At 43.8% G+C, this 19,341-nt stretch carries 18 protein-coding genes; 17 read left to right on the top strand and 1 reads right to left on the bottom strand.

Annotation, left to right across the window (positions count from 1 at the left end):
• Positions 1-19 precede the first annotated feature (19 nt).
• The 17 genes from V6M43_RS12410 (at position 20) to V6M43_RS12330 (ending at position 18,615) form a co-directional block, all read left to right on the top strand.
• A complete protein-coding gene (locus V6M43_RS12410; RefSeq protein ID WP_332735693.1) occupies positions 20-1,390 on the top strand; it encodes an amidohydrolase family protein in 1,371 nt (456 codons plus the stop codon).
• An 11-nt stretch (positions 1,391-1,401) separates the two neighbouring features.
• A complete protein-coding gene (locus V6M43_RS12405; protein WP_332735691.1) occupies positions 1,402-4,305 on the top strand; it encodes a DEAD/DEAH box helicase in 2,904 nt (967 codons plus the stop codon).
• Positions 4,306-4,382: 77 nt separating this feature from the next.
• The gene (locus tag V6M43_RS12400) at positions 4,383-6,431 is read left to right on the top strand and encodes a histidine kinase (protein WP_332735689.1); all 2,049 of its coding nucleotides are present in this window, start codon (positions 4,383-4,385) and stop codon (positions 6,429-6,431) included.
• Between the two features lie 27 nt (positions 6,432-6,458).
• On the top strand, positions 6,459-7,199 hold the full coding sequence (locus tag V6M43_RS12395) for a LytR/AlgR family response regulator transcription factor (protein ID WP_332735687.1): 741 nt from the start codon (positions 6,459-6,461) through the stop codon (positions 7,197-7,199).
• Between the two features lie 122 nt (positions 7,200-7,321).
• A complete protein-coding gene (locus tag V6M43_RS12390) occupies positions 7,322-8,965 on the top strand; it encodes an amidohydrolase (protein WP_332735685.1) in 1,644 nt (547 codons plus the stop codon).
• A 101-nt stretch (positions 8,966-9,066) separates the two neighbouring features.
• A complete protein-coding gene (locus V6M43_RS12385) occupies positions 9,067-10,779 on the top strand; it encodes an NAD(P)/FAD-dependent oxidoreductase (RefSeq protein WP_332735683.1) in 1,713 nt (570 codons plus the stop codon).
• Entirely contained in the window at positions 10,763-11,620 is an 858-nt protein-coding gene (locus V6M43_RS12380) for a DUF1702 family protein (RefSeq protein ID WP_332735681.1), read from the top strand. Before V6M43_RS12385 ends, V6M43_RS12380 begins: the two co-directional genes overlap by 17 nt.
• 57 nt (positions 11,621-11,677) lie before the next feature.
• Positions 11,678-12,607 carry a hypothetical protein gene (locus V6M43_RS12375; RefSeq protein ID WP_332735679.1) on the top strand — a complete coding sequence of 310 codons (930 nt, stop codon included), beginning with the start codon at positions 11,678-11,680 and terminating at the stop codon, positions 12,605-12,607.
• Positions 12,591-13,334, top strand: a complete 744-nt coding sequence (fabG, locus tag V6M43_RS12370; protein WP_332735677.1) for a 3-oxoacyl-ACP reductase FabG — start codon at positions 12,591-12,593, stop codon at positions 13,332-13,334. The genes V6M43_RS12375 and fabG overlap by 17 nt, the downstream gene beginning before the upstream one ends.
• Entirely contained in the window at positions 13,334-13,750 is a 417-nt protein-coding gene (locus tag V6M43_RS12365; protein ID WP_332735675.1) for a hypothetical protein, read from the top strand. The genes fabG and V6M43_RS12365 overlap by 1 nt, the downstream gene beginning before the upstream one ends.
• An 11-nt stretch (positions 13,751-13,761) precedes the next feature.
• Positions 13,762-14,025, top strand: a complete 264-nt coding sequence (locus V6M43_RS12360) for a phosphopantetheine-binding protein (RefSeq protein ID WP_332735674.1) — start codon at positions 13,762-13,764, stop codon at positions 14,023-14,025.
• Entirely contained in the window at positions 14,022-15,194 is a 1,173-nt protein-coding gene (locus V6M43_RS12355; RefSeq protein ID WP_332735673.1) for a beta-ketoacyl-[acyl-carrier-protein] synthase family protein, read from the top strand. The genes V6M43_RS12360 and V6M43_RS12355 overlap by 4 nt, the downstream gene beginning before the upstream one ends.
• Complete coding sequence (locus V6M43_RS12350; RefSeq protein WP_332735671.1) at positions 15,195-16,157, top strand: beta-ketoacyl synthase chain length factor; 963 nt, start codon at positions 15,195-15,197, stop codon at positions 16,155-16,157.
• A 1-nt stretch (position 16,158) separates the two neighbouring features.
• Complete coding sequence (locus V6M43_RS12345; RefSeq protein WP_332735669.1) at positions 16,159-16,542, top strand: 3-hydroxyacyl-ACP dehydratase; 384 nt, start codon at positions 16,159-16,161, stop codon at positions 16,540-16,542.
• A 74-nt stretch (positions 16,543-16,616) separates the two neighbouring features.
• Positions 16,617-16,862 carry a hypothetical protein gene (locus V6M43_RS12340; RefSeq protein ID WP_332735667.1) on the top strand — a complete coding sequence of 82 codons (246 nt, stop codon included), beginning with the start codon at positions 16,617-16,619 and terminating at the stop codon, positions 16,860-16,862.
• A gap of 25 nt (positions 16,863-16,887) precedes the next feature.
• Entirely contained in the window at positions 16,888-18,051 is a 1,164-nt protein-coding gene (locus tag V6M43_RS12335) for a DUF2911 domain-containing protein (protein ID WP_332735665.1), read from the top strand.
• 6 nt (positions 18,052-18,057) lie between these two features.
• Positions 18,058-18,615: a sugar O-acetyltransferase gene (locus tag V6M43_RS12330; RefSeq protein WP_332735663.1), complete on the top strand. Its 558-nt coding sequence runs from the start codon at positions 18,058-18,060 to the stop codon at positions 18,613-18,615.
• Between the two features lie 83 nt (positions 18,616-18,698).
• Here V6M43_RS12330 and V6M43_RS12325 read toward each other — a convergent pair whose 3' ends face one another.
• A complete protein-coding gene (locus V6M43_RS12325; protein WP_332735661.1) occupies positions 18,699-19,217 on the bottom strand; it encodes a hypothetical protein in 519 nt (172 codons plus the stop codon).
• Positions 19,218-19,341 lie beyond the last annotated feature (124 nt).

The following is a 19,341-nucleotide window of genomic DNA, read 5'->3' as shown; positions in this document are numbered from 1 at the left end:
CGACAAACATAATTTAATAATGCGTTCTACAATATCTTATCCTGGCAAACTGTCCATCCTCCTATTGATTTTGCTGGCTAAATCATTCTCTGGCCTCGCCCAGTCCAAAAGCCCCATAGTACTTTATTATCAAAAGGAAATAGTTCTCCAGAATGCAAGAATCGTTGATGTTGTAAAAGGTATTATTCTGGAAGGCCAGTCCCTGTTAATAGCTAACGGCATCATTAAAAGCATCGGCAAACCAGGTGAACTCGCCATTCCGGCCAACGCTAAGGTTATTGATCTTAGAGGGAAGACTGTACTACCCGGACTCGTAATGCTTCATGAGCATTTTAATTACAATAACGGTGCGGGCGTATGGCAGTTTCAACCCATCAGCTTTCCTAAACTTTATCTCGCTGCCGGCGTTACTACCCTGCGTACCGCAGGCGCTGAAAACCCCATGTATGATCTTAACCTGAAAAGAGAAATTGATAAGGGAGCTGTAGCCGGACCAAGAATGTTCGTTACCGGACCAATGTTTAATGATGAATCGGGAGGGTTCCTGGGCGACTTTATTATTTCCAATAATGAAGAAGGCCGCAAAGCCACTGCCTTCTGGGCCGAAAAAGGTTGCACCTCTTTTAAAGTATATTCTGATATCAGTCCGGAAGCATTGAAAGGTGTAATTGAAGAAGCACATGCAAGAGGATTAATGGTTACAGGGCATCTCGGAAAAATGTCCTGTACCGAAGCGGCAAACCTGGGAATCGATAACATTGAACATAGTTTCCTTTCCTGCTCGGTGGATCTTAGTCTGCCCTGGAACAGCAACTGGAATCTTCAGCCCGATCAGGAAGGAGTAAATGAACTGATCGATCTTTTGGTTGCAAAGAATATTGTAATGACAATTACCCCATTTTCCGACAGCGATTTCGGAAACCCATCGCTCTTTGATTATCTAAGTTTGGATGAAAGAAAACGAGTTGAGCGACTAATTAAAAACCCGCCGCCCTTCCTGCCCAAAGAAGTGAATGATAAACAGTTAAGACCACTGGAAAAACGCTTCATACAAAAAGGGGGAAGGGTAGCCCTTGGGGCCGACGCAGCGGACCTTGGCATTCTTCCCGGCTTTCAAAACCATAACGTGCTGGTTACAATGGTTAAGGCGGGATGGGCTCCCATGGAAGTTATTAAAATGGCTACCATTGATGGTGCAAAAGTTTTGAAGCTGCAGAATGAAACAGGAAGTATTGAAATTGGGAAGCTAGCTGATTTAATGATTGTATCAGGCAGGCCTGATCAAAATATTGAGGATATAAGAAATATTGAAATGGTTTTTAAAAAAGGGATCGGTTATGATTCCAAAGCTTTACGCGAACAAGCAAAAGGTTTGGTGGGCCGACACTAATTTTCTTACCCATGGAAACGATCCGCGATCTTGAAGAATTATTACTCCCCCCTGATGAACAACCGCTTCCGGGGAGCGACAGCAGCAATCTCCGGATCGTGGTGCTGAAACAATTCCGTTTCCATAAATCACTGTGCATAGAACTATACGATGCCGCCACAACACAGTCCGGTGCAATCAAAAATCCGCTCACACCCATTAGCGCAGCCGATGCAGCACTCATGGCAACAAGCAACAGCGATGCTGTTTTATTTTATTCCAGCATCAGCAGATTTCAATATAATCCAACTGCCATCAAAACGGCTACGGATATACGCTGCCTGAGAACCATCATCAAAAACCCGCTTGCATTAAAATTCTACTACCATAACCCCGCCTTCTCTGAAAATGTAAGCGCCGGCGCACTAATAGAAACAGAAGTTGGCGATCTACTTGAAAAGGTTGTGATAAAAGTGCATAAGGAAGAATCTTTTTATAGACTCACACCAGAACTACATTTAGCCGGGCAGGTTATTCACCCCCGCAACACCGAGATCAAATACGAATATTTTGTCCTGCACCAGGGCAGGCTCTGGCTCGCCGCCAACCTCACCGTCCTTAAATTACTCCAGGTATTTGGAACCCGCCCCCATATACAGGTTCATGAATCTCAGTTCAATGCCTTCCAGCAAAAAGTGCTTTCCAAGCTGGAAGAAAAAGTGGAAGTAGTACATAGCTATATAGAAGCCGCAAAGCCCGAACAGCTGGAAGAAGCTGGATGGCTGGGCGCGCAGGAAAGACTTATTTATCTCTCCGACCTTGGACAGTATGTTGCCATCAATCCCATGATGCGATATGGCAGCCTCGAAATACCGGTACGAAGTAAAAAGATGGTCTACCTGCCCGATGCACGTGGAAGAATGATGGCCATGCGTCGCGATGAAGCAGCTGAAAATTCTTTCCTCGCCCTGCTGCTTCAGCAACATCCTCATTTCATGGAGCAGCTAGATGAAGGACTCACTTATTTCTATCTCCATCGCGATCGCTTCCTCAATGAAGACTGGTTCACCGATGCCTTTGAACAATGGCGCGAGGCTGGCATCTCCATATTCGGCTTCAACCAACTGAAGGGCAACAAAAAGAATGCACACAAGGGAACAATATCGGTGCAGGTTGAAACCGGCCTCAACTGGTTCAATCTGAAAGTGAAAGCTAAATATGGTAACCAGGAAGCTTCACTAAAACAAATACAGCAGGCCGTTAGAAATAAGAGCAGGTATATACAATTGGACGATGGCACATTGGGACTGCTACCGGAAGCATGGCTCGAAAGGATGTCGCGTTTCTTCTTCGCCGCCAGCATCATGGGCGATGATCTCATCATGCCCGGCACACAATTCGAGACCATAAATGAATTGTTTGATGAAACTGAAATGGATAATTCCGTTAAGTCCACCATTCAGAACTACCGGGAAAAGCTAACCGACATTAGGGCCATCGAGCAAGTTGAAGTTCCATCCGGTTTGCAGGCAAATCTGAGGCATTACCAGCAGGAGGGACTAAGCTGGCTTTACTTCCTCCACCAGCACCAGTTTGGCGGTGTGCTGGCAGACGATATGGGATTGGGTAAGACCTTGCAGGTGATCGCATTCATTTTACTGCTGAAAGAAAAAGGGCAATCAGATACACATTTGCTAGTGGTACCAACCTCACTTCTTTTCAACTGGCAGGCCGAACTGAATAGGTTCGCTCCTTCAATAAGTCATATTACCCTGCATGGTGCCCACCGCGAAAAAGATATTCAAACATTTTCAAATTTTGATCTCGTCATTACTTCATATGGCACCCTGCTTTCCGATATAAACTACCTGCGCCGGTTCACCTTCGGATATATTTTCCTGGATGAATCGCAACAGATAAAGAACCCAGGTTCGCAGCGATACCAGGCCGCGCAGATGCTCCGCGCTAAAAACCGTATATCCATCACCGGTACTCCTATCGAGAATAATACCCTCGATCTGTATGCGCAGTTTTCTTTTGCCTGTCCGGGTTTACTGGGGTCACAGAAATATTTCCAGGATATCTATTCAACACCCATCGACAAGTTTGAAGACAGTCGCCGTGCCGCTGAGCTCCAACGCAAGGTGGCGCCCTTCCTCCTCCGTCGTACCAAAGAAGAAGTGATGCAGGAACTCCCTGATAAAACAGAGCAGATTTTATACTGTGCTATGGGAGATGCGCAGCGCGCTGTTTACGAAGCCTACGAAAAAGATCTTCGAGATTACCTGGAGAACAAGATGGAGGATGAGATCCTTCGCAATTCTATTCATGTATTACGGGGACTAACACAATTAAGACAGATCTGCGATGACCCCCGTCTGCTCAAAGCCGACCACCTGCAGGGTGAAGGCTCTTCCAAGATCGAAGTGTTGATGGAACAAATAGAATCGAAGAGTGGGCAACACAAAATCCTCGTGTTCTCGCAGTTCGTTTCAATGCTGGAGCTGATAGCAAAGGAACTAGATAAAAGTGGCATCGTTTACGAAACACTCACCGGCGCCACTCGAAACCGTGAAGCTGCTGTTGACCGCTTCCAGCACGATCCCCGTGTACGCGTATTCCTGCTTAGCCTCAAGGCCGGCGGCGTAGGCCTCAACCTCACTGCAGCCAGTTATGTATATCTTGTGGATCCCTGGTGGAACCCTGCCGTTGAATCACAGGCAATCGATCGTGCTTATCGTATAGGGCAGCATAAGAATGTGCAGGCGATAAGATTGATTTGTCCGGGTACCGTAGAAGAAAAGATGATGCAACTGCAGCAAAGCAAAAAAGAATTGTCGGCGGGATTAGTACAAAGCGGCAAAGACTTCTTCAGCACCATGACCAAAGAGGATTGGAGAGCGGTGTTGGGGTCTACTCAGGAAACGGGCAGTTGAGGAGTCAAATTCAGCCATTCACAAGATAGTTCGGTTAACCCCCTGATCTAATTGTTAACTTAGGTGAAAGCTAGCGAATGGCAGTCAGAGTTTTTCTGCTGATTATAGTGTTTTCACTGATTGTGCAATTCGTGTGTGCACAACTGCTACAGCCCCTTCATTTTAAAACCCAGCCCGTATTGGAGCACGGTATTGCTGTTGAACCTTATGCTTTGTTTTATAGAAGCCCATCCGGCGATACAACAGAATCGATCCGGGAAGTAGCGCAGCAACGGTTTATTTCTTCAGTGCTCATCCCAGGTACAAAGTTTATTCATAACAGACAAATGAAGCGTACAACCCAGGTTATCTGGCTTCAGTTTCAAATTGCTAACCAGCACTCTTCAGATACACTTCGATTGTGGTATGCGGGCGGAGTACATGCTTATTTATCACTTTATTTAAAGGACAATAATTCATTTTCGCATTTGGGTGATGCCGGTATGTGTACGGTTGAATCAAATCAGCCTCTGGGTAAGTATGCGATGTCATTGAAAATCCCACCGCTTACTACTAATCATTATTTTATTAAGGTAGTTGATCATCTTTTGTTATTTGAAGATGTTGCGGGGGCTATTCATACAAGCCAGAGTTATCAAAGCTCTCTTCTGGCTGAATCAAATGCTGTCAGGTGGCTTTTTTTTGTGATATCCATGATAATAGGATGCCTGTTATTCATGAGCCTCTATTCTTTTTATCAGTTTTATCTGAATCTTGATAAAGCATTTTTATTCTATGCATTATATGCTGCCCTGGCTTTTTTATGGATATTGAAGTTTGCAAATCCCCGCTTTGAATTAGGGCTAACCCCAGCGTCTTTACCATGGCTTGCCCATCCATGGTCTTTTTCTTTTTCCCATATTCTCAGCCTTGCTTATGCGCTCTTTCTGATAAATCTTCTTTCTATTCCCCAGGAGCAGCCAAAACTCTGGCAAATTATTCGTCCGTTAATGGTTTTGCTCTTTATACTGCAGGTGCTGGTGGGTATACAACTTTTTACCGGCATCCTGATTCCCAGCGCTCCTATGTTTTTTATCATAGACACAGTACCCTCTTTGTGTATGGGTGTGTTGCTCATTATTGCAACATTGCGCAGCCGAAGCAGGCTAAAACCTTACTTACTTGCTGGGGGAATAAGCCTCTATGTTATTTCCCTTTCCCCTATACATGGGATTTTTCTTGTTGAGAACGCTTCACCGCAGGTTTATGCTTTTGTGAATTATCCACCATTTTTTATGGCACTCGGGTTATTTATTGAACTCTTCTGCTTTTCCCTTGCCCTGGCATACAGGAATAAGTTAGTGGAGGATGAAAAGAATACCATGCAGAAGCATTATACAAGCCAGTTAGAATCTGATCTTTCACAGCGAACTAAAGAAATAAGAGAAAAAAGTCGCAAGTTGGAAGAGCAACAGGAAGGAAGCATAAAACTCGCCTATGAACAAAAGCTTGCCGAAATGGAGATGACAGCTTTGAGGGCGCAAATGAACCCGCATTTTATTTTCAATTGCCTTAATTCCATTAAACTTTACACCACTGATAATGAGGCAGCCAAAGCTTCGGCCTATATTACTAAGTTCAGTCGTTTGATAAGACTGGTATTGGAAAATTCGCGTTCCGAAAAAGTAACCTTGAAAAATGAATTGGATGCATTGGACCTTTACCTTCAGATGGAAGCTATGCGGTTTAAAGATAAATTGAACTTTACAATTGATGTTGATACCGAAATTGATACCGGGAATATTGAAATCCCACCCATGCTACTACAGCCCTATGTGGAAAATGCGATCTGGCATGGACTTATGCACAAGAAAGAAGGGGGCAATGTAAGGATAAGATTAATAAAACTACAGTCAGATTGTTTACAGGTAACAATAACTGATGATGGTATAGGTCGAATCAAATCCGCTTCCTTAAAAAGCAAATCGGTTCTAGCAAACAAATCATTCGGAATGAAAGTAACAAATGAGCGGATTTCATTGATCAATCAGTTATATCAAACCCATACAAAAGTACAGGTCAATGACCTTATCGATAATGAAGGTACTGCCGCCGGAACAGAAGTGGTTTTGGAAATTCCAATATAAAATTCATGGAAACAATCATAAATAATAATGTTAAGAGCCATACTGATTGATGATGAACCGGATTGCGTTCGGTTGCTCGCCCTTCAATTGAAGGAACACTGCCCACAGGTGCAAATACTGGCGCAATTTACCAGTAGTGAGGATGGGTTGCAAGCTATCCGTACCCTGAGTCCTGACCTGGTTTTCCTGGATATTGAAATGCCTGAAATGAATGGCTTTGCACTGCTTGAACAGTTGGGCAACATTTCCTTTAACCTAATTTTTATCACAGCTTATAACGAGTTTGCTCTTAAAGCTTTTCGCTTCAGTGCGCTTGACTACCTGCTCAAGCCCCTGGACACTAATGAACTGCAAGAGGCAGTAAGAAAGGCTGAAAAACGCCAACATATTGATATGCGTCAATTTGAAATGCTTCGTTCTCAATTATTAGGTGGACAGTATCCTCAAAAAATAGCTGTACCATGCCAGGGAGGTGTTCATTTTGTTGAGCTGAAGGAACTTGTGTATTGTGAAGCTGAAAGTAACTACACAAGACTCTTTCTCACAAACGGTAAAAATTATTTGCTGAGTAAAACCTTACGTGAGGTACAGCAGGTATTGGAAGAGCGGAATTTTTTACGGGTGCATCGGCAGTACCTCGTTAATCTTGACCATATTAAAATGTATCACAAGGGAGAGGCTGCTTATCTCATTATGCAGGGTGACATCAATATTCCGGTAGCAAAAAATCAAAAGGATAAACTTGTACAAAAGTTTGGTTGGCTTTAGATTTTTCTTCTCCCTCACTTAAACAGACTCCTCGCTAAGATATTCATGTCTTTCACATGAATGTTTACTGAAAGGCTTCCGGATTGATGGAAATTGGAATCAAACATTAAAAATCAATCAGGATGAAAAATATTATTTATGTAGCAGTCTGTTTTTTTTGCCTGTGTACATTTATCAGTGTTAGTTCCTTTGCACAGCAGGCAGATTTGATACTCACCAACGGTAAAATATTTACTAGTGATAGTAAGCAGCCTTATGTGCAGGCTCTGGCCATCAAGGGTAATAAGATCCTTGCAAGCGGCAGCAACCTGGCAATTGAAAAATTGGCATCTCCCAAAACGCGATGGATTGATCTGGAGGGAAAGTTGGTTGTTCCGGGTTTTAATGATGCACATGATCATCCCGGCTGGGAAGCGCAGATAGGGAAATCATATTCATATACGGAAATGGATCATGTGGGACTTAGCAAAGCAGCCGTTTTGGATTCTATTGGAACACTGGTAAAAGAAGCCAGACCGGGCGAATGGATTCATGGATTAATAGGAATAGCAGTATTACATGATTCCAGTATGCGGGCTTCGTTAGATAGTTTAGCACCAAACAATCCGGTAGCACTTCAAATTTGGTGGGGGCATGGTCTAACAGTTAATGGTAAGGCGTTGGAAGCCTCGGGATTGCGTGATAGTGATAAAGAGCCTGTGGGTGGATGGTTTATTAGAAATGCTGACAATAAAATTTCATCACTTGAACAAAATGCCCAGGCACCAATCTGGATAGCCAGGTATAAATCGGATCCGGAGAATTTGATAAAAGGACTACAATCTTATGCCCATAAACAACTACAGGGAGGGATAACAACCGTTCAATATATGGGAACAGGTTTCAATGCGAAAGACGCAGATAATATTTTACCTGCTGCTAATCTGCCGCAACGTATTCGAATGATTGCTTTTCCCCGATCTACCTCCGCAGGTCGACAGTTAAGCGATTGGAATACAAAAAGTAAATCGCCTTCATCGCTCACTTACCTTACAGGAATTAAATATGTTATAGACGGATCTCCCATGGGTGAGAACTCCCTGCGAACAATTCCTTATCCGGGTAAGCCTGGCTGGTACGGACGATTTAATTATCCCATCGATACGATGAAGCAAATATTCAGGGAAGCGCTTACTACTGACAGGCAGCTGCTGATGCACATAACTGCCGACAGTAGTTTTGCTGTAATCCTTTCGCTCATGAAAGAAATGGCAACAGCCCAGCAGTGGAAAACAAAAAGAGTAAGGATAGAACATAATTGTGTAGGCGATATTTCTATCCAACAGCGAAAAGACCTGAGAGAGATGGGAATTATTATGATGCACACTGCCTTTTACTGTATGGCGAGTCCGCTGCGTTCCCTGCTTGAAGATGGGGTACTGCTGGGTGTTTCTCCTGATGGTACCACCAACCCTCTGATCGAGATCATGATGATGACAAGCACCCATTCCAATCCAAAGGAAAACCTGACACGGGAGGAAGCAGTGATAGCTTATACAAAAACCAATGCATATGCAGAGTTCAAGGAAAATGAAAAAGGCACGCTCACTAAAGGGATGTTAGCTGATCTGGCAGTATTATCTCAGGATATATTTACAATACCTGCAAATCAGCTTACGTCTACTAAAAGTATAATGACCATCATAGATGGAAAGGTAGTTTATGAACAGTCTAAAGACATGAGTGTAAAAACTGAAACCATTCTCAATACAAAAACTAAGCATTAAATTCATATAAATTCTTTAGCATGTCAGGGCCTCGTATATGCCAATAGTCAGTTTCACTGGCCTCAATGATATTCGCTATGTATAATGTAAACCTTCATACAATGGTAAAGGAAAAAGGGTATGACGTGTTGATAGTAGGTGGTGGCCTCGCCGGACTAACACTTGCTTTACAACTTTCTCGCACCCAGCCGGATATCTCTATCCTGGTGCTGGAAAAACGAAAAGAGAATGCCCCGGAAGCAACCCACAAAGTGGGCGAATCACTCAGTGAATTAGGCTCCTCTTACCTGAGAAATGTACTGGACCTCAAAGATTACCTCTCTGAACACCAGCTTCCTAAATTTGGCTTTCGCTTTTTCCTTAGTCCGGAACATACTGATGATATATCCCGTCGCGTTGAACTGGGTTCGAAATTCTCTAACCCTTTTAAAACCCACCAGCTCGACAGGGGACTGTTGGAGAATGAACTGGTACGCAGGGTTCAGGAATTTGGCGTAGAAATCGTTCTCGGGGCAAAAGTTATTGCCGTTGAATTGTCGAAAGAAAAGCACTTGGTGCAATATGAATGGGATGATACCATTCACCATGCTGAAGCCTGTTGGATCGTAGATTCCTCCGGCAGAAACAGTTTCCTGAAAAGAAAACTTGATCTCGCAAAAGACATTCACCATGATATTAATTCTGCCTGGTTCAGGTTGGATGCTGCAATTGATATAGACAACTGGTCCGACGATCTTCAATGGCGGAATTTTGTTGACCCGGGAAAGCGCCGCCTCGCTACCAACCACCTGATGGGAGAAGGCTACTGGGTTTGGCTCATCCCCCTTATATCAGGAAGAACCAGCATTGGCATTGTTGCAGATCCCAAATTTCATCCCTTTAACACCTTCAATACTTTTGAGAAAGCATTCAACTGGCTGGAGAAACATGAGCCACTTGCTGCAAGGATCCTGTCTGCCGAAAAAGACAAGCTGATGGATTTTAAAGTAATGAAAAGCTTCGCCTATGATGTTAAACAGTTTTATTCTTCCGACAAATGGGCCGTTGCAGGTGAAGCAGGTGCTTTTATGGATCCATTATATTCACCTGGTTCAGATTTTATCGGGCTCAGTAATAGCTGGATCACCGATTTAATTGTGCGGCACAGGAACGGTGAAAATATAGCACTGCGCACCCTTATTTATGATCTTGCCCATAAAGAATTACTCCGTGGATGGATCACATTGTATAAAAATATGTACGGTCTCTTTGGCAAAACACAGATCATGTTGCTGAAGATAGTCTGGGACTGGGCAGCCTATTGGGCCATACCGAATGTGCTGTTCAATAATAACGGATACACCAACCCGGAGATATTAAAACAATACTCCACAACCCACCACGGCATTGGCCGGAAATTTTCAATCCTTAACGAACACATGCAGCAATTGTTTCTCTCATGGGGTGAATATGCTATTGAATCCTGTTCAGACAAGCAGTTGAATATATTTGATCTGGCCTGCCTGCACAGGCTACAATCCGAACTTATCAATCAATACCTGCCAGGGGAGTTAATGCCAAAAATTGAATCTAATTTGAAAACCCTGGAGCTTATAGCCGCAGAAATATTCCGGCTGGTGAGTTCGCATATCCATGATACTCCCAACAACATGCATGTTGATCCCTATGAGATGAAATTGACGGATGGAAAAGAATTGCTTCTCCATAAATCAAAAAGCCAACAGGCACTTGCAATAGATGAATCCATTCAAATGGATATTGCGAAAATGTGGGTAGTAAAAAAAATGACACCTACCAATGAGCTTGTCAGCTAAGGTTTCTGACAACATGCACCAGGTGCAGAAACTGTTCCTGGAAGTACAGGAATTTATGTTTCAACCTCATTCTTTGGAGGAGATAATTTCTTTCCTGGATGCACAACCGCTAATTTTCCGATCCGTGGGCTATGAAAGCGCTTCTTTCATGATGGGCATGAAGGATCTGGAGGCTGGCAATGAAATGGAAAACCTGATGGCATTGTATAAAACCTCCCTGCTGCAACATAGTTTTCATATGGATATAGGTCTGGGCTGGGCATTCGCTAAATCCGGAACCCTACCTGGCATTTTCTTCCCAAACAGGAAACCAGTGATGAGGGAAATGGTGTTTGACGGAATCGGTTATTACCATGGCCTTTTTAAAGGAAGAAGAACCGTGCGGGAACAGTTGGTTCCGGAAGGCATAGCGGGAACTGACCTCTGGGGATTTGACCAGGGACTTGGAAGGCGACTATGGTATATGGCTAAGGGCAATGTGGATGAACTCTCCCTCTTAATGGAGTCATTTCCTGCCCACCGCCATCCTGCTTTGTGGTCAGGTGTTGGAATTGCCTGCGGCTATGTGGGTGGTAGCATACAGGAGGGGCTGGAGCTGCTGCTGAAATATTCAGGAGAATCAAAAAACAAACTGCAAACAGGCATCATACTGGCCTTGATGAGTCGCCAGGCTTCCGGCAGCATTGGTCAGGATCTGGAAACCGCCTGCCGGGTTATTTGTAATAAAACCACTACAGAAATAGAAGAGAAAATAGGTGACTTCACGAAAAAATATTTCTATATTTATAACAGTAAGGCCTATAGTAGTTTGCTGACAGAAATTGAATCGATCCTTATTTAGTTCACTCCCCTTTGATTATCAACGGCATCTAATTTTATGTAGTTAAATATTGCTGCTGTGAAACATAAAACCCTTCTTACCACAACCATCCTGGTCCTGATCGCCTGCTCCCTAATCATGCGCGACGGACTGATCTTCCTGGTATCACTTTTAATGGCAGGTGTTATCTGGGGAATGATCTGCTATTTCCGCACCGGCGTTTTTAAAATGACCAGATGGTCAAAAGCCCATCCTCATAAAGCACAGGGTTTAATTTTTGTGCTGCAATTGCTCCTGATGGCATTGGGATTATTCGTAGGCAACAACATTAATGAATTGGGATATGCCTTTTCCAAGTCCACCGCCTTCATCTTTTTCGCTATTATAGTGGCAGGTTTTGTTATAGTCCCATTCCTGCCAAAACGAAGCAACCTTGTCTTACCCATTGAATTGGCCAAAAACAGGTTGGCATATCTGGGTATTATTCTTTCTTCCTTTTTTATCATGGTATTGTTTGGTAACAGGGTAGGAGATATCTATCCTGACTCGCCTGTTACGCATGCGCTAAACAAAATTGACCGGGCTGTCTTCCCCCAGGATAACCTGGATGAAACAGATGTGCATGCCCCAACCCCGGAAGCTGTTGCTGTAGCATTTGCCGCGTATACCAGTTCTACCAACGAAACAATCAATCCCTCAAAAGGAAATTTTAAATCATCAAAAGAAGAGCTGAAAGCCGCCAGGAAGGCAATTAAATTGGAAAAGAAAAAGGCGCGGCTGATGAAGCTCATTACCAAATATAGGCATGCCTTTAATGGCATGTCAGCCGGCGTTGCCACCCTCCTGATCATATTGCTGCTGATCCCCGCTTGTGCAGGCATATGCCTGGTATTTAGTGGTGGTGGGGCCGGTGCCGTTATAGGAGGTATCGCGTTATTAGGACTCTCTATTTTTGGAATATTTAAGATCGCCAATCGTAACAAAACGAAAAATGCGGAAAGCACCTGATTGTGCTTTAGTCACAGGAGGAAGCAAAGGAATCGGTCGGGCAATTACTTTACAGTTGGCCAAAGATCACGGCCTTCACATTTTAATTAATTATGCCTCTGATACCCAGGCAGCACAGGAAACGCTAAGGCTGTTAGAAGAACAGGGAGGATCAGGCGAGCTGCTGAAGTTCAATGTGCAGAACAGGTCAGCCGTTGATAAAGCCATCGGGGAATGGCTCTCTGCCAATCCTGAAAAATTTGTAAAAGTACTGGTTAACAATGCCGGCATCACCAGGGATGGATTGTTTATGTGGATGCCAGAAAATAATTGGGATGAGGTGATAGACATTTCCCTGAAAGGAACCTATAACGTTACCCAAAACCTGGTGAGGCAAATGATCAAAAATAAGAGCGGGCGCATCATCAACATCTCATCCGTATCGGGATTAAGAGGGGCAGCGGGACAAACAAATTATTCAACCGCCAAAGCCGGAATTATTGGCATCACCAAGGCATTGGCACAGGAACTTGCTCGGTTGAATATAACCGTCAACGCAGTTGCTCCCGGCTTTATAAACACAGACATGATCACAACCATTGATCCGGAGAAATATATCAAACTGATTCCGGCCGGCAGGGTAGGTGAACCCCGGGAAGTTGCCCACCTGGTGAGTTTTCTGGCCTCTGAAAAATCTTCGTACATTACCGGAGAAGTCATCAATATTAATGGAGGCCTTTATTCCTGATGGTGATCAACAAAGAACAAATAGAAAACTATATTCCGCAACGCGCCCCTTTTATCATGATCGATAACCTGGTTGAAGCTTCTGCGGATAGGTTTAAAACCGATTTCCTGGTTTTACCTGGTAATATTTTTCTGGAGGACGGAATGCTGCGGGAATATGCACTAATTGAAAATATTGCCCAAAGCAGTTCGGCTGGTCTCGCAATAACTGTTATGTCAACCAAAGGGAAAAATGCAGACGGATTTATAGGGGCCATCTCAAAAATGAAATTGTATTCTTTACCCAGGGTTCACGATACCATTATTACCATCATTCATCTCCTCGTTCAGTTTGAAAACATGTTCCTGTTAAAAGGGGAAAACTATTCAAATGGCAACCTGCTTCTCGAATGTGAGATCAAACTGGCTGGAATGTAGAAGTATACATTATGGAGGATATAAAATATCAATTGAAAAAACAGATCATTGAAGAACTTAACCTTCAGGAGATCCGTCCGGAAGATATCCAGGATGATGCCCCCTTGTTTGGTGACGGACTGGGACTGGATTCAATTGATGCGCTTGAACTGGTTGTATTGATCGAGAAGTATCATGGCCTGCGCATCACGGATGAAACCGTTGGCAGGAAAGTGCTTCAATCCATAAACGCTATGGCGGAATTTATCCAGGAGGAAAAGGCAAAATCTTCATGAAAGTATATGTTACCGGTATTGGTATTGTAAGCGCAATCGGGTTAAATGGACGGGAGAACTTCCATTCCCTCCAATCCATGTGTACCGGTATCAAAAGATCAACTGAATACAACCTTATGCTTGCCGAAGTGAAGCTAAGCGATAAAGAACTGGTCGAAATGCTTGCATTGCCTGAGCTCGATTATTCACGTACAACATTACTGTCGCTGCTTGCAGCAAAAGAAGCCTGGGGAAATAATGTGCATCATCCTGGCATTTCCACCGGACTGATTTCTTCCACCTCAGTGGGGGGATTAGACCGCACGGAAAAATATTATATGGAGTCGAAAAAGAATCCATCTTCCGCCATGCATAAATTGATGACGCATGACAATGGCAGAACCACCGAAAGGGTGGCTGCTGCATTGGGTATAGCAGGATATATCGGAACCATCTCCACTGCCTGTTCATCTGGTGCCAATGCCATCATGCATGGCGCCCGTCTTATTGAAGCTAATATGCTCCACAGGGTACTTGTAGGAGGATGCGATCCGCTCGCCCACTTTGATATCAATGGATTCAGTTCCCTCAATATTTACGATACGGATATCTGTAAACCCTTTGATGAAAACCGGAAGGGACTCAACCTGGGGGAAGGCGCAGCATTTTTGCTGCTCGAAAGCGAAAAGAGTATTTCCATCTCGGGAAACAAACCCCTCTGTACAGTGGCAGGCTGGAACAACGCAACGGATGCATTCCATCAAACAGCGAGTTCCGCCAACGGTTATGGTGCATACCTCGCCATGATCAACGCCCTTGCCAAAGCTAAGATCCGCCCGGATAACATCAGCTATATTAATGCCCATGGCACCGGAACCGGCAATAATGACCTTTCTGAATCAACAGCCATAAAAAATGTTTTTGGCGATCATATCCCGCCGTTCAGTTCAACCAAGGGATATACCGGACATACCCTGGCAGCAGCCGGCGCAATTGAAGCAGTGTTTTGCGTTCAGGCGATGACCCATCAGGCGCTCCTGCCAAACCTCAATTTTTCAACGCCCATGAAAGAAACCGGCATGCAACCGCAAATCCGTTTTCAACCCGGAGTGAATATAGATTATATCCTCTCCAACTCATTCGGTTTCGGAGGAAACTGCAGTACGCTGATTTTCAGTAAAACCCAGTAAATGTTTATTATCGCCGCATCAACCATATCGTATCAACCAACCTTCCAGAACAAGGGATTCTCTTCAACCCTGACGGAATTGGATTCCTCCGCTCTTTTGAGGGAACCGGATTACAGCGGGTTTATACCGGCCATGGACAGACGCAGGATGAGTGAGGTCCAGAAAATGGCCATTACATGCTCTCTCGATTGCCTGGCCCAGGTAAAGCTGTCGCAACCCGATGGCATTATCGTTGGCACCAGTATGGGCTGTTGCGCCAATACCAAAAACTTCCTCGATAAGATAATTTCATCAGGGAGCGGGCCTTTGGCGCCTACCTTCTTCATCGTTTCCACGCATAATACCATCGCCGGACAGATATCCCTAATAATGAAGAACCATGGATATAATTGCACCCATACGCAGAACAGCTTATCCTTTGAGCAAAGCCTCCTTGATGGGGTCTTATGTATTCGTGAAGGCGGCAATAATATATTGTTAGGTGGTGCCGATGAAACAGAAGAGGCGATCTATAGTACCAACGAAAGATTGAACCGGGAGGATGTTCTTCTGACCAGCGGATCATCTTTCTTCATCTTATCAAAGGAAGAAACGGATTCCTGTGTAAGGCTGGTTGACGTGGTAAGCCTGGGCCTGGTTGTTAACCCGGCGCAAAGGATAGAAAATTTTCTTCAATCAAACGCCCGCCCGGCAGATGAAATTGACCTGGTTCTTTATGCAAACAGTACTCCTGAAATTTATGATGAGTTGATTCGGCTATTTGGTTTGGAGAAGCTGATTGATTATCAAAAGCTATCCGGTACTTATTTTACCAGCTCCGCCTTTGCCATGCATTTTGGCGTAGATATTTTATTAACGGGGGCACCACCGCATTTCAGGGAAGGGATAAAAAATATATTAATATGCAATAATTTAATTCCTGAAAACCTGGGATTGGTACTTCTCCGTAAACAACCCTCCTGATGTGAAACTGTTTGGTACATTATACAAGATACTTGAAACAGAAAATGCTGCCATGCATTTTTCTTCCACTGTTGAACTCAATGCAAACCATATCGTTTATACTGGTCACTTTCCAGGGCACCCGGTTACACCCGGCGTTATCCAGATGCAGATAGTGCATGAATTGGTGGAGAAGCATTTTGCAAGAAAACTCACACTCCTTACCATGGACCAGGCAAAATTCCTTACAATACTGGATCCCACGATAACACCCTGCATCACGATCAAAATTGAATACATGAATACCGGAGATCTTTTGCAGGTTAAAGCAATTGGTGGATGGGGAAAGCTTGTCTTTTTCCGGATGCAATCGCTCTTCCGGTTCAGCCCGCCCCTGCCTGTTTAAGTGAATTGATAGCAGCAAATTCTTTTGACGGAATAGAAGCATACTGTACTCTGAATATTTATGTAAATTGAAGTATGGCAAAAAATACCCGGCTTAAAGCAGTACTATCTTTGGGAATAGCTATCGCATTGTTAATTATTGTGAGCGACCTGATAACAGCAGAAGATCTCAACTCAAAGACCCTGGGCGGTATTATTGGATCTGGTATCATCTGGGGCGCGTTGGGTGGGTTTATATTGGGATGGGTAATGGGAGTAGAAATTCATATTAATAAAAGGCATACTGCAAAACCTGATCAGGGTAACGAGCATGTACAATAGAATTGAAATATTATTTAAGAATATTTTGTTCAGATCATTTATCTGGCTGTTAATTCTAAATACCATCACTTTCACTGTTTCTGCACAGCAAAAAACCACTGCCTCTTTTGTTGCCAAACTCGGCAATGATACCGTCATCGTTGAAACCTATAATATGCTGCCCAACCATCTCTTTGGAAAGGCTTTTCTCCGTTACCCCGTCGACCAGGTAGGTGTATTCGATTTTCATTTTTATCCCGACGGCAGTATAAAGCATTACTCCATCTCCTACATGAACCCCGATAGCAGCTATCTTACCTCATCCGGCACCCAGGGACTCTATTGTGAAAATGATACATGCACCTGGTTCGCCTCCGGTCCGGGTGATACAAAAGAATATACTAATAAGCGCGCCTCAGCTCAAATGCATTTTGTTGGGGGATGGACGCCAACACTATCACTCATCGAATGGCACTGTATACGTTTGATCCAATCAGGACAACAAAGCCTTCCCCTTACGCTGATCAATGATTATATCGGCATCCGGCAGGTAGCCATATCAAAAGGTAACGGTGATACCCTTGTTTTTGGTGGCGACTTCCTGGAATACACGAAAATCAAAGCTAGTGACGATGGTAGAATTCTCTACTATGATGGAACCGGCACCCCATGGAATTATATAGCCACCAAACATGAACCCATAGATGTTGATGCCGCAGCAAAAAGACTATCCAAAACGCCAAAGATTGGCATTCCCTCCCCCGAAGTGAAAGTTGCTTTCGAAGTTGAAAAGGATACTATCCATATTTCCTATGGCAGGCCCTACAAAAGAGGCCGCAAGATATTTGGAGGTATAGTTCCTTATGATTCTGTATGGCGAACAGGTGCTGGCCATCCAACTATTATCAGCCTTCCTTATGATATTCAATTCGGTAAAACAATCATCCCGAAAGGTGACTATAGTTTATATACCATCCCATCGCTAACACAATGGAAATTGATCTTTAATACCGATCTCAAACAATGGCCCACCGACCCCGACCACGCAAAAGATATTGCAACCATCCCCCTGGAAGTAAAGAAAGCATCCCAACAAACCGACCAGTTCACCATCACCATTGATCCCAATAAAGGCGGAGGTGTCCTGAAATTTATTTGGGATGAAACAGAGGCTTCTACTGCGTTTAAGGTAGTGCGTAAGTATAAATAAAAATCCATGCCCACAGAAAAAGAAAAAATGATCGCCGGCGAATTATACAACGCCCTTGATGAACAACTTTCTACAGAAAGAACCAATGCACGAATCCTACTTCTACAACTGAACAATGCCGATCCTGCTGATACAGAAAAGCTAAACACAACACTGAAAGCTCTCATCCCTAATGCCGGACAGGATCTCTGGATCCAGCCCCCTTTCTATTGTGATTATGGCTACAATATTGAAGCGGGAGATAAGGTCTTTTTTAATTTTAATTGCGTGGTGTTGGATGTTATGAAGGTCACCATCGGTAGCAGAACATTATTCGGTCCCAATGTCCAGATCTATACCGCCATGCATCCTGTTAATCATGCTGAAAGGGCAACGGGACTTGAATTTGCCAAGCCCATTGTTATAGGAGAGGACGTATGGGTAGGGGGATCAGCGGTAATATGTCCCGGCGTTACAATCGGCAGCAGATCTATCATCGGCGCAGGAAGTGTAGTTACACGCGATATCCCCGAGAATGTTTTTGCTGCCGGCAATCCATGCAGGGTAATACGCGCTATTGAATGAATATGCCTTCCTTCATCATCGCGTTTACAGTTTCTTTGGCAAACACCTCCGCCAGCTTATCCGTTCCCTTTTACAGCTTTCCACTAAGGCCCTTGCTCCATTGCATGTTCTGAGATGAACGGTTGTAAAAAACTAGCAGTCACATTTACAACAGCTACAGATTTGGTCCCCCCTGCAATGGAAACATTGGTGCCAAGAAAACCTCTGAAGATGCCGACCCTAACCGGAATACCAAGGTGTGCATCTAAACGAGGTGAATTCTTTATTTGAGTATTCCTGCCCGTTACGGTATAAGCAAGAAGAGCATCAACCTGCAGTTCATCCGCCTTCGCTATCAGCTTTTCCTCCGTTGAAATATCTGCATCTGTAATGTTTGAATAGGCAGGTATTGCAGTAATACCTTTTTCCATTAACAGCCTTACGGTGAAATCTTCGATCTGTCGCTTGGCCAGTTCGTCGGTGGTTTTGGCCAGCACCATCACTTTTCGATAGCTCTCCGCTTTGTACTCAGGTGATTTCCAGGAAGATTGTGCTAGACCCTCTAATGGAAAAAAGGAAATGCACAGGAAAAACATGAATGCTCTCTTAACTGTTTTATTCATAACAATAAGTATTTCATTAACCGAAATATTATTTCATGCTTAAATCAGTGCCTGCTTAATCGCTAATCTTGAAAATACATAAAAAATTAATGAATTATTTATCACCCTATTTGTAATATAGCGT

It is taken from the genome of Flavihumibacter sp. (genome assembly GCF_036676075.1).
In the GTDB taxonomy this organism is placed as follows: Bacteria; Bacteroidota; Bacteroidia; order Chitinophagales; family Chitinophagaceae; genus Flavihumibacter.
Note: the sequence above shows the minus strand (reverse complement) of the source record. Positions and strands in the feature narration are given on the sequence as shown.

Coding starts and splice junctions, on each gene's coding strand:
- V6M43_RS12365 (WP_332735675.1), top strand. CDS start 13,334: ATGGTGATCAACAAAGAACAAATAGAAAACTATATTCCGCAACGCGCC.
- V6M43_RS12385 (WP_332735683.1), top strand. CDS start 9,067: ATGGTAAAGGAAAAAGGGTATGACGTGTTGATAGTAGGTGGTGGCCTC.
- V6M43_RS12340 (WP_332735667.1), top strand. CDS start 16,617: ATGGCAAAAAATACCCGGCTTAAAGCAGTACTATCTTTGGGAATAGCT.
- V6M43_RS12360 (WP_332735674.1), top strand. CDS start 13,762: ATGGAGGATATAAAATATCAATTGAAAAAACAGATCATTGAAGAACTT.
- V6M43_RS12330 (WP_332735663.1), top strand. CDS start 18,058: ATGCCCACAGAAAAAGAAAAAATGATCGCCGGCGAATTATACAACGCC.
- V6M43_RS12410 (WP_332735693.1), top strand. CDS start 20: ATGCGTTCTACAATATCTTATCCTGGCAAACTGTCCATCCTCCTATTG.
- V6M43_RS12350 (WP_332735671.1), top strand. CDS start 15,195: ATGTTTATTATCGCCGCATCAACCATATCGTATCAACCAACCTTCCAG.
- V6M43_RS12325 (WP_332735661.1), bottom strand. CDS start 19,217: ATGAATAAAACAGTTAAGAGAGCATTCATGTTTTTCCTGTGCATTTCC.
- V6M43_RS12395 (WP_332735687.1), top strand. CDS start 6,459: ATGTTAAGAGCCATACTGATTGATGATGAACCGGATTGCGTTCGGTTG.
- V6M43_RS12355 (WP_332735673.1), top strand. CDS start 14,022: ATGAAAGTATATGTTACCGGTATTGGTATTGTAAGCGCAATCGGGTTA.
- V6M43_RS12390 (WP_332735685.1), top strand. CDS start 7,322: ATGAAAAATATTATTTATGTAGCAGTCTGTTTTTTTTGCCTGTGTACA.
- fabG (WP_332735677.1), top strand. CDS start 12,591: ATGCGGAAAGCACCTGATTGTGCTTTAGTCACAGGAGGAAGCAAAGGA.
- V6M43_RS12405 (WP_332735691.1), top strand. CDS start 1,402: ATGGAAACGATCCGCGATCTTGAAGAATTATTACTCCCCCCTGATGAA.
- V6M43_RS12400 (WP_332735689.1), top strand. CDS start 4,383: ATGGCAGTCAGAGTTTTTCTGCTGATTATAGTGTTTTCACTGATTGTG.
- V6M43_RS12380 (WP_332735681.1), top strand. CDS start 10,763: ATGAGCTTGTCAGCTAAGGTTTCTGACAACATGCACCAGGTGCAGAAA.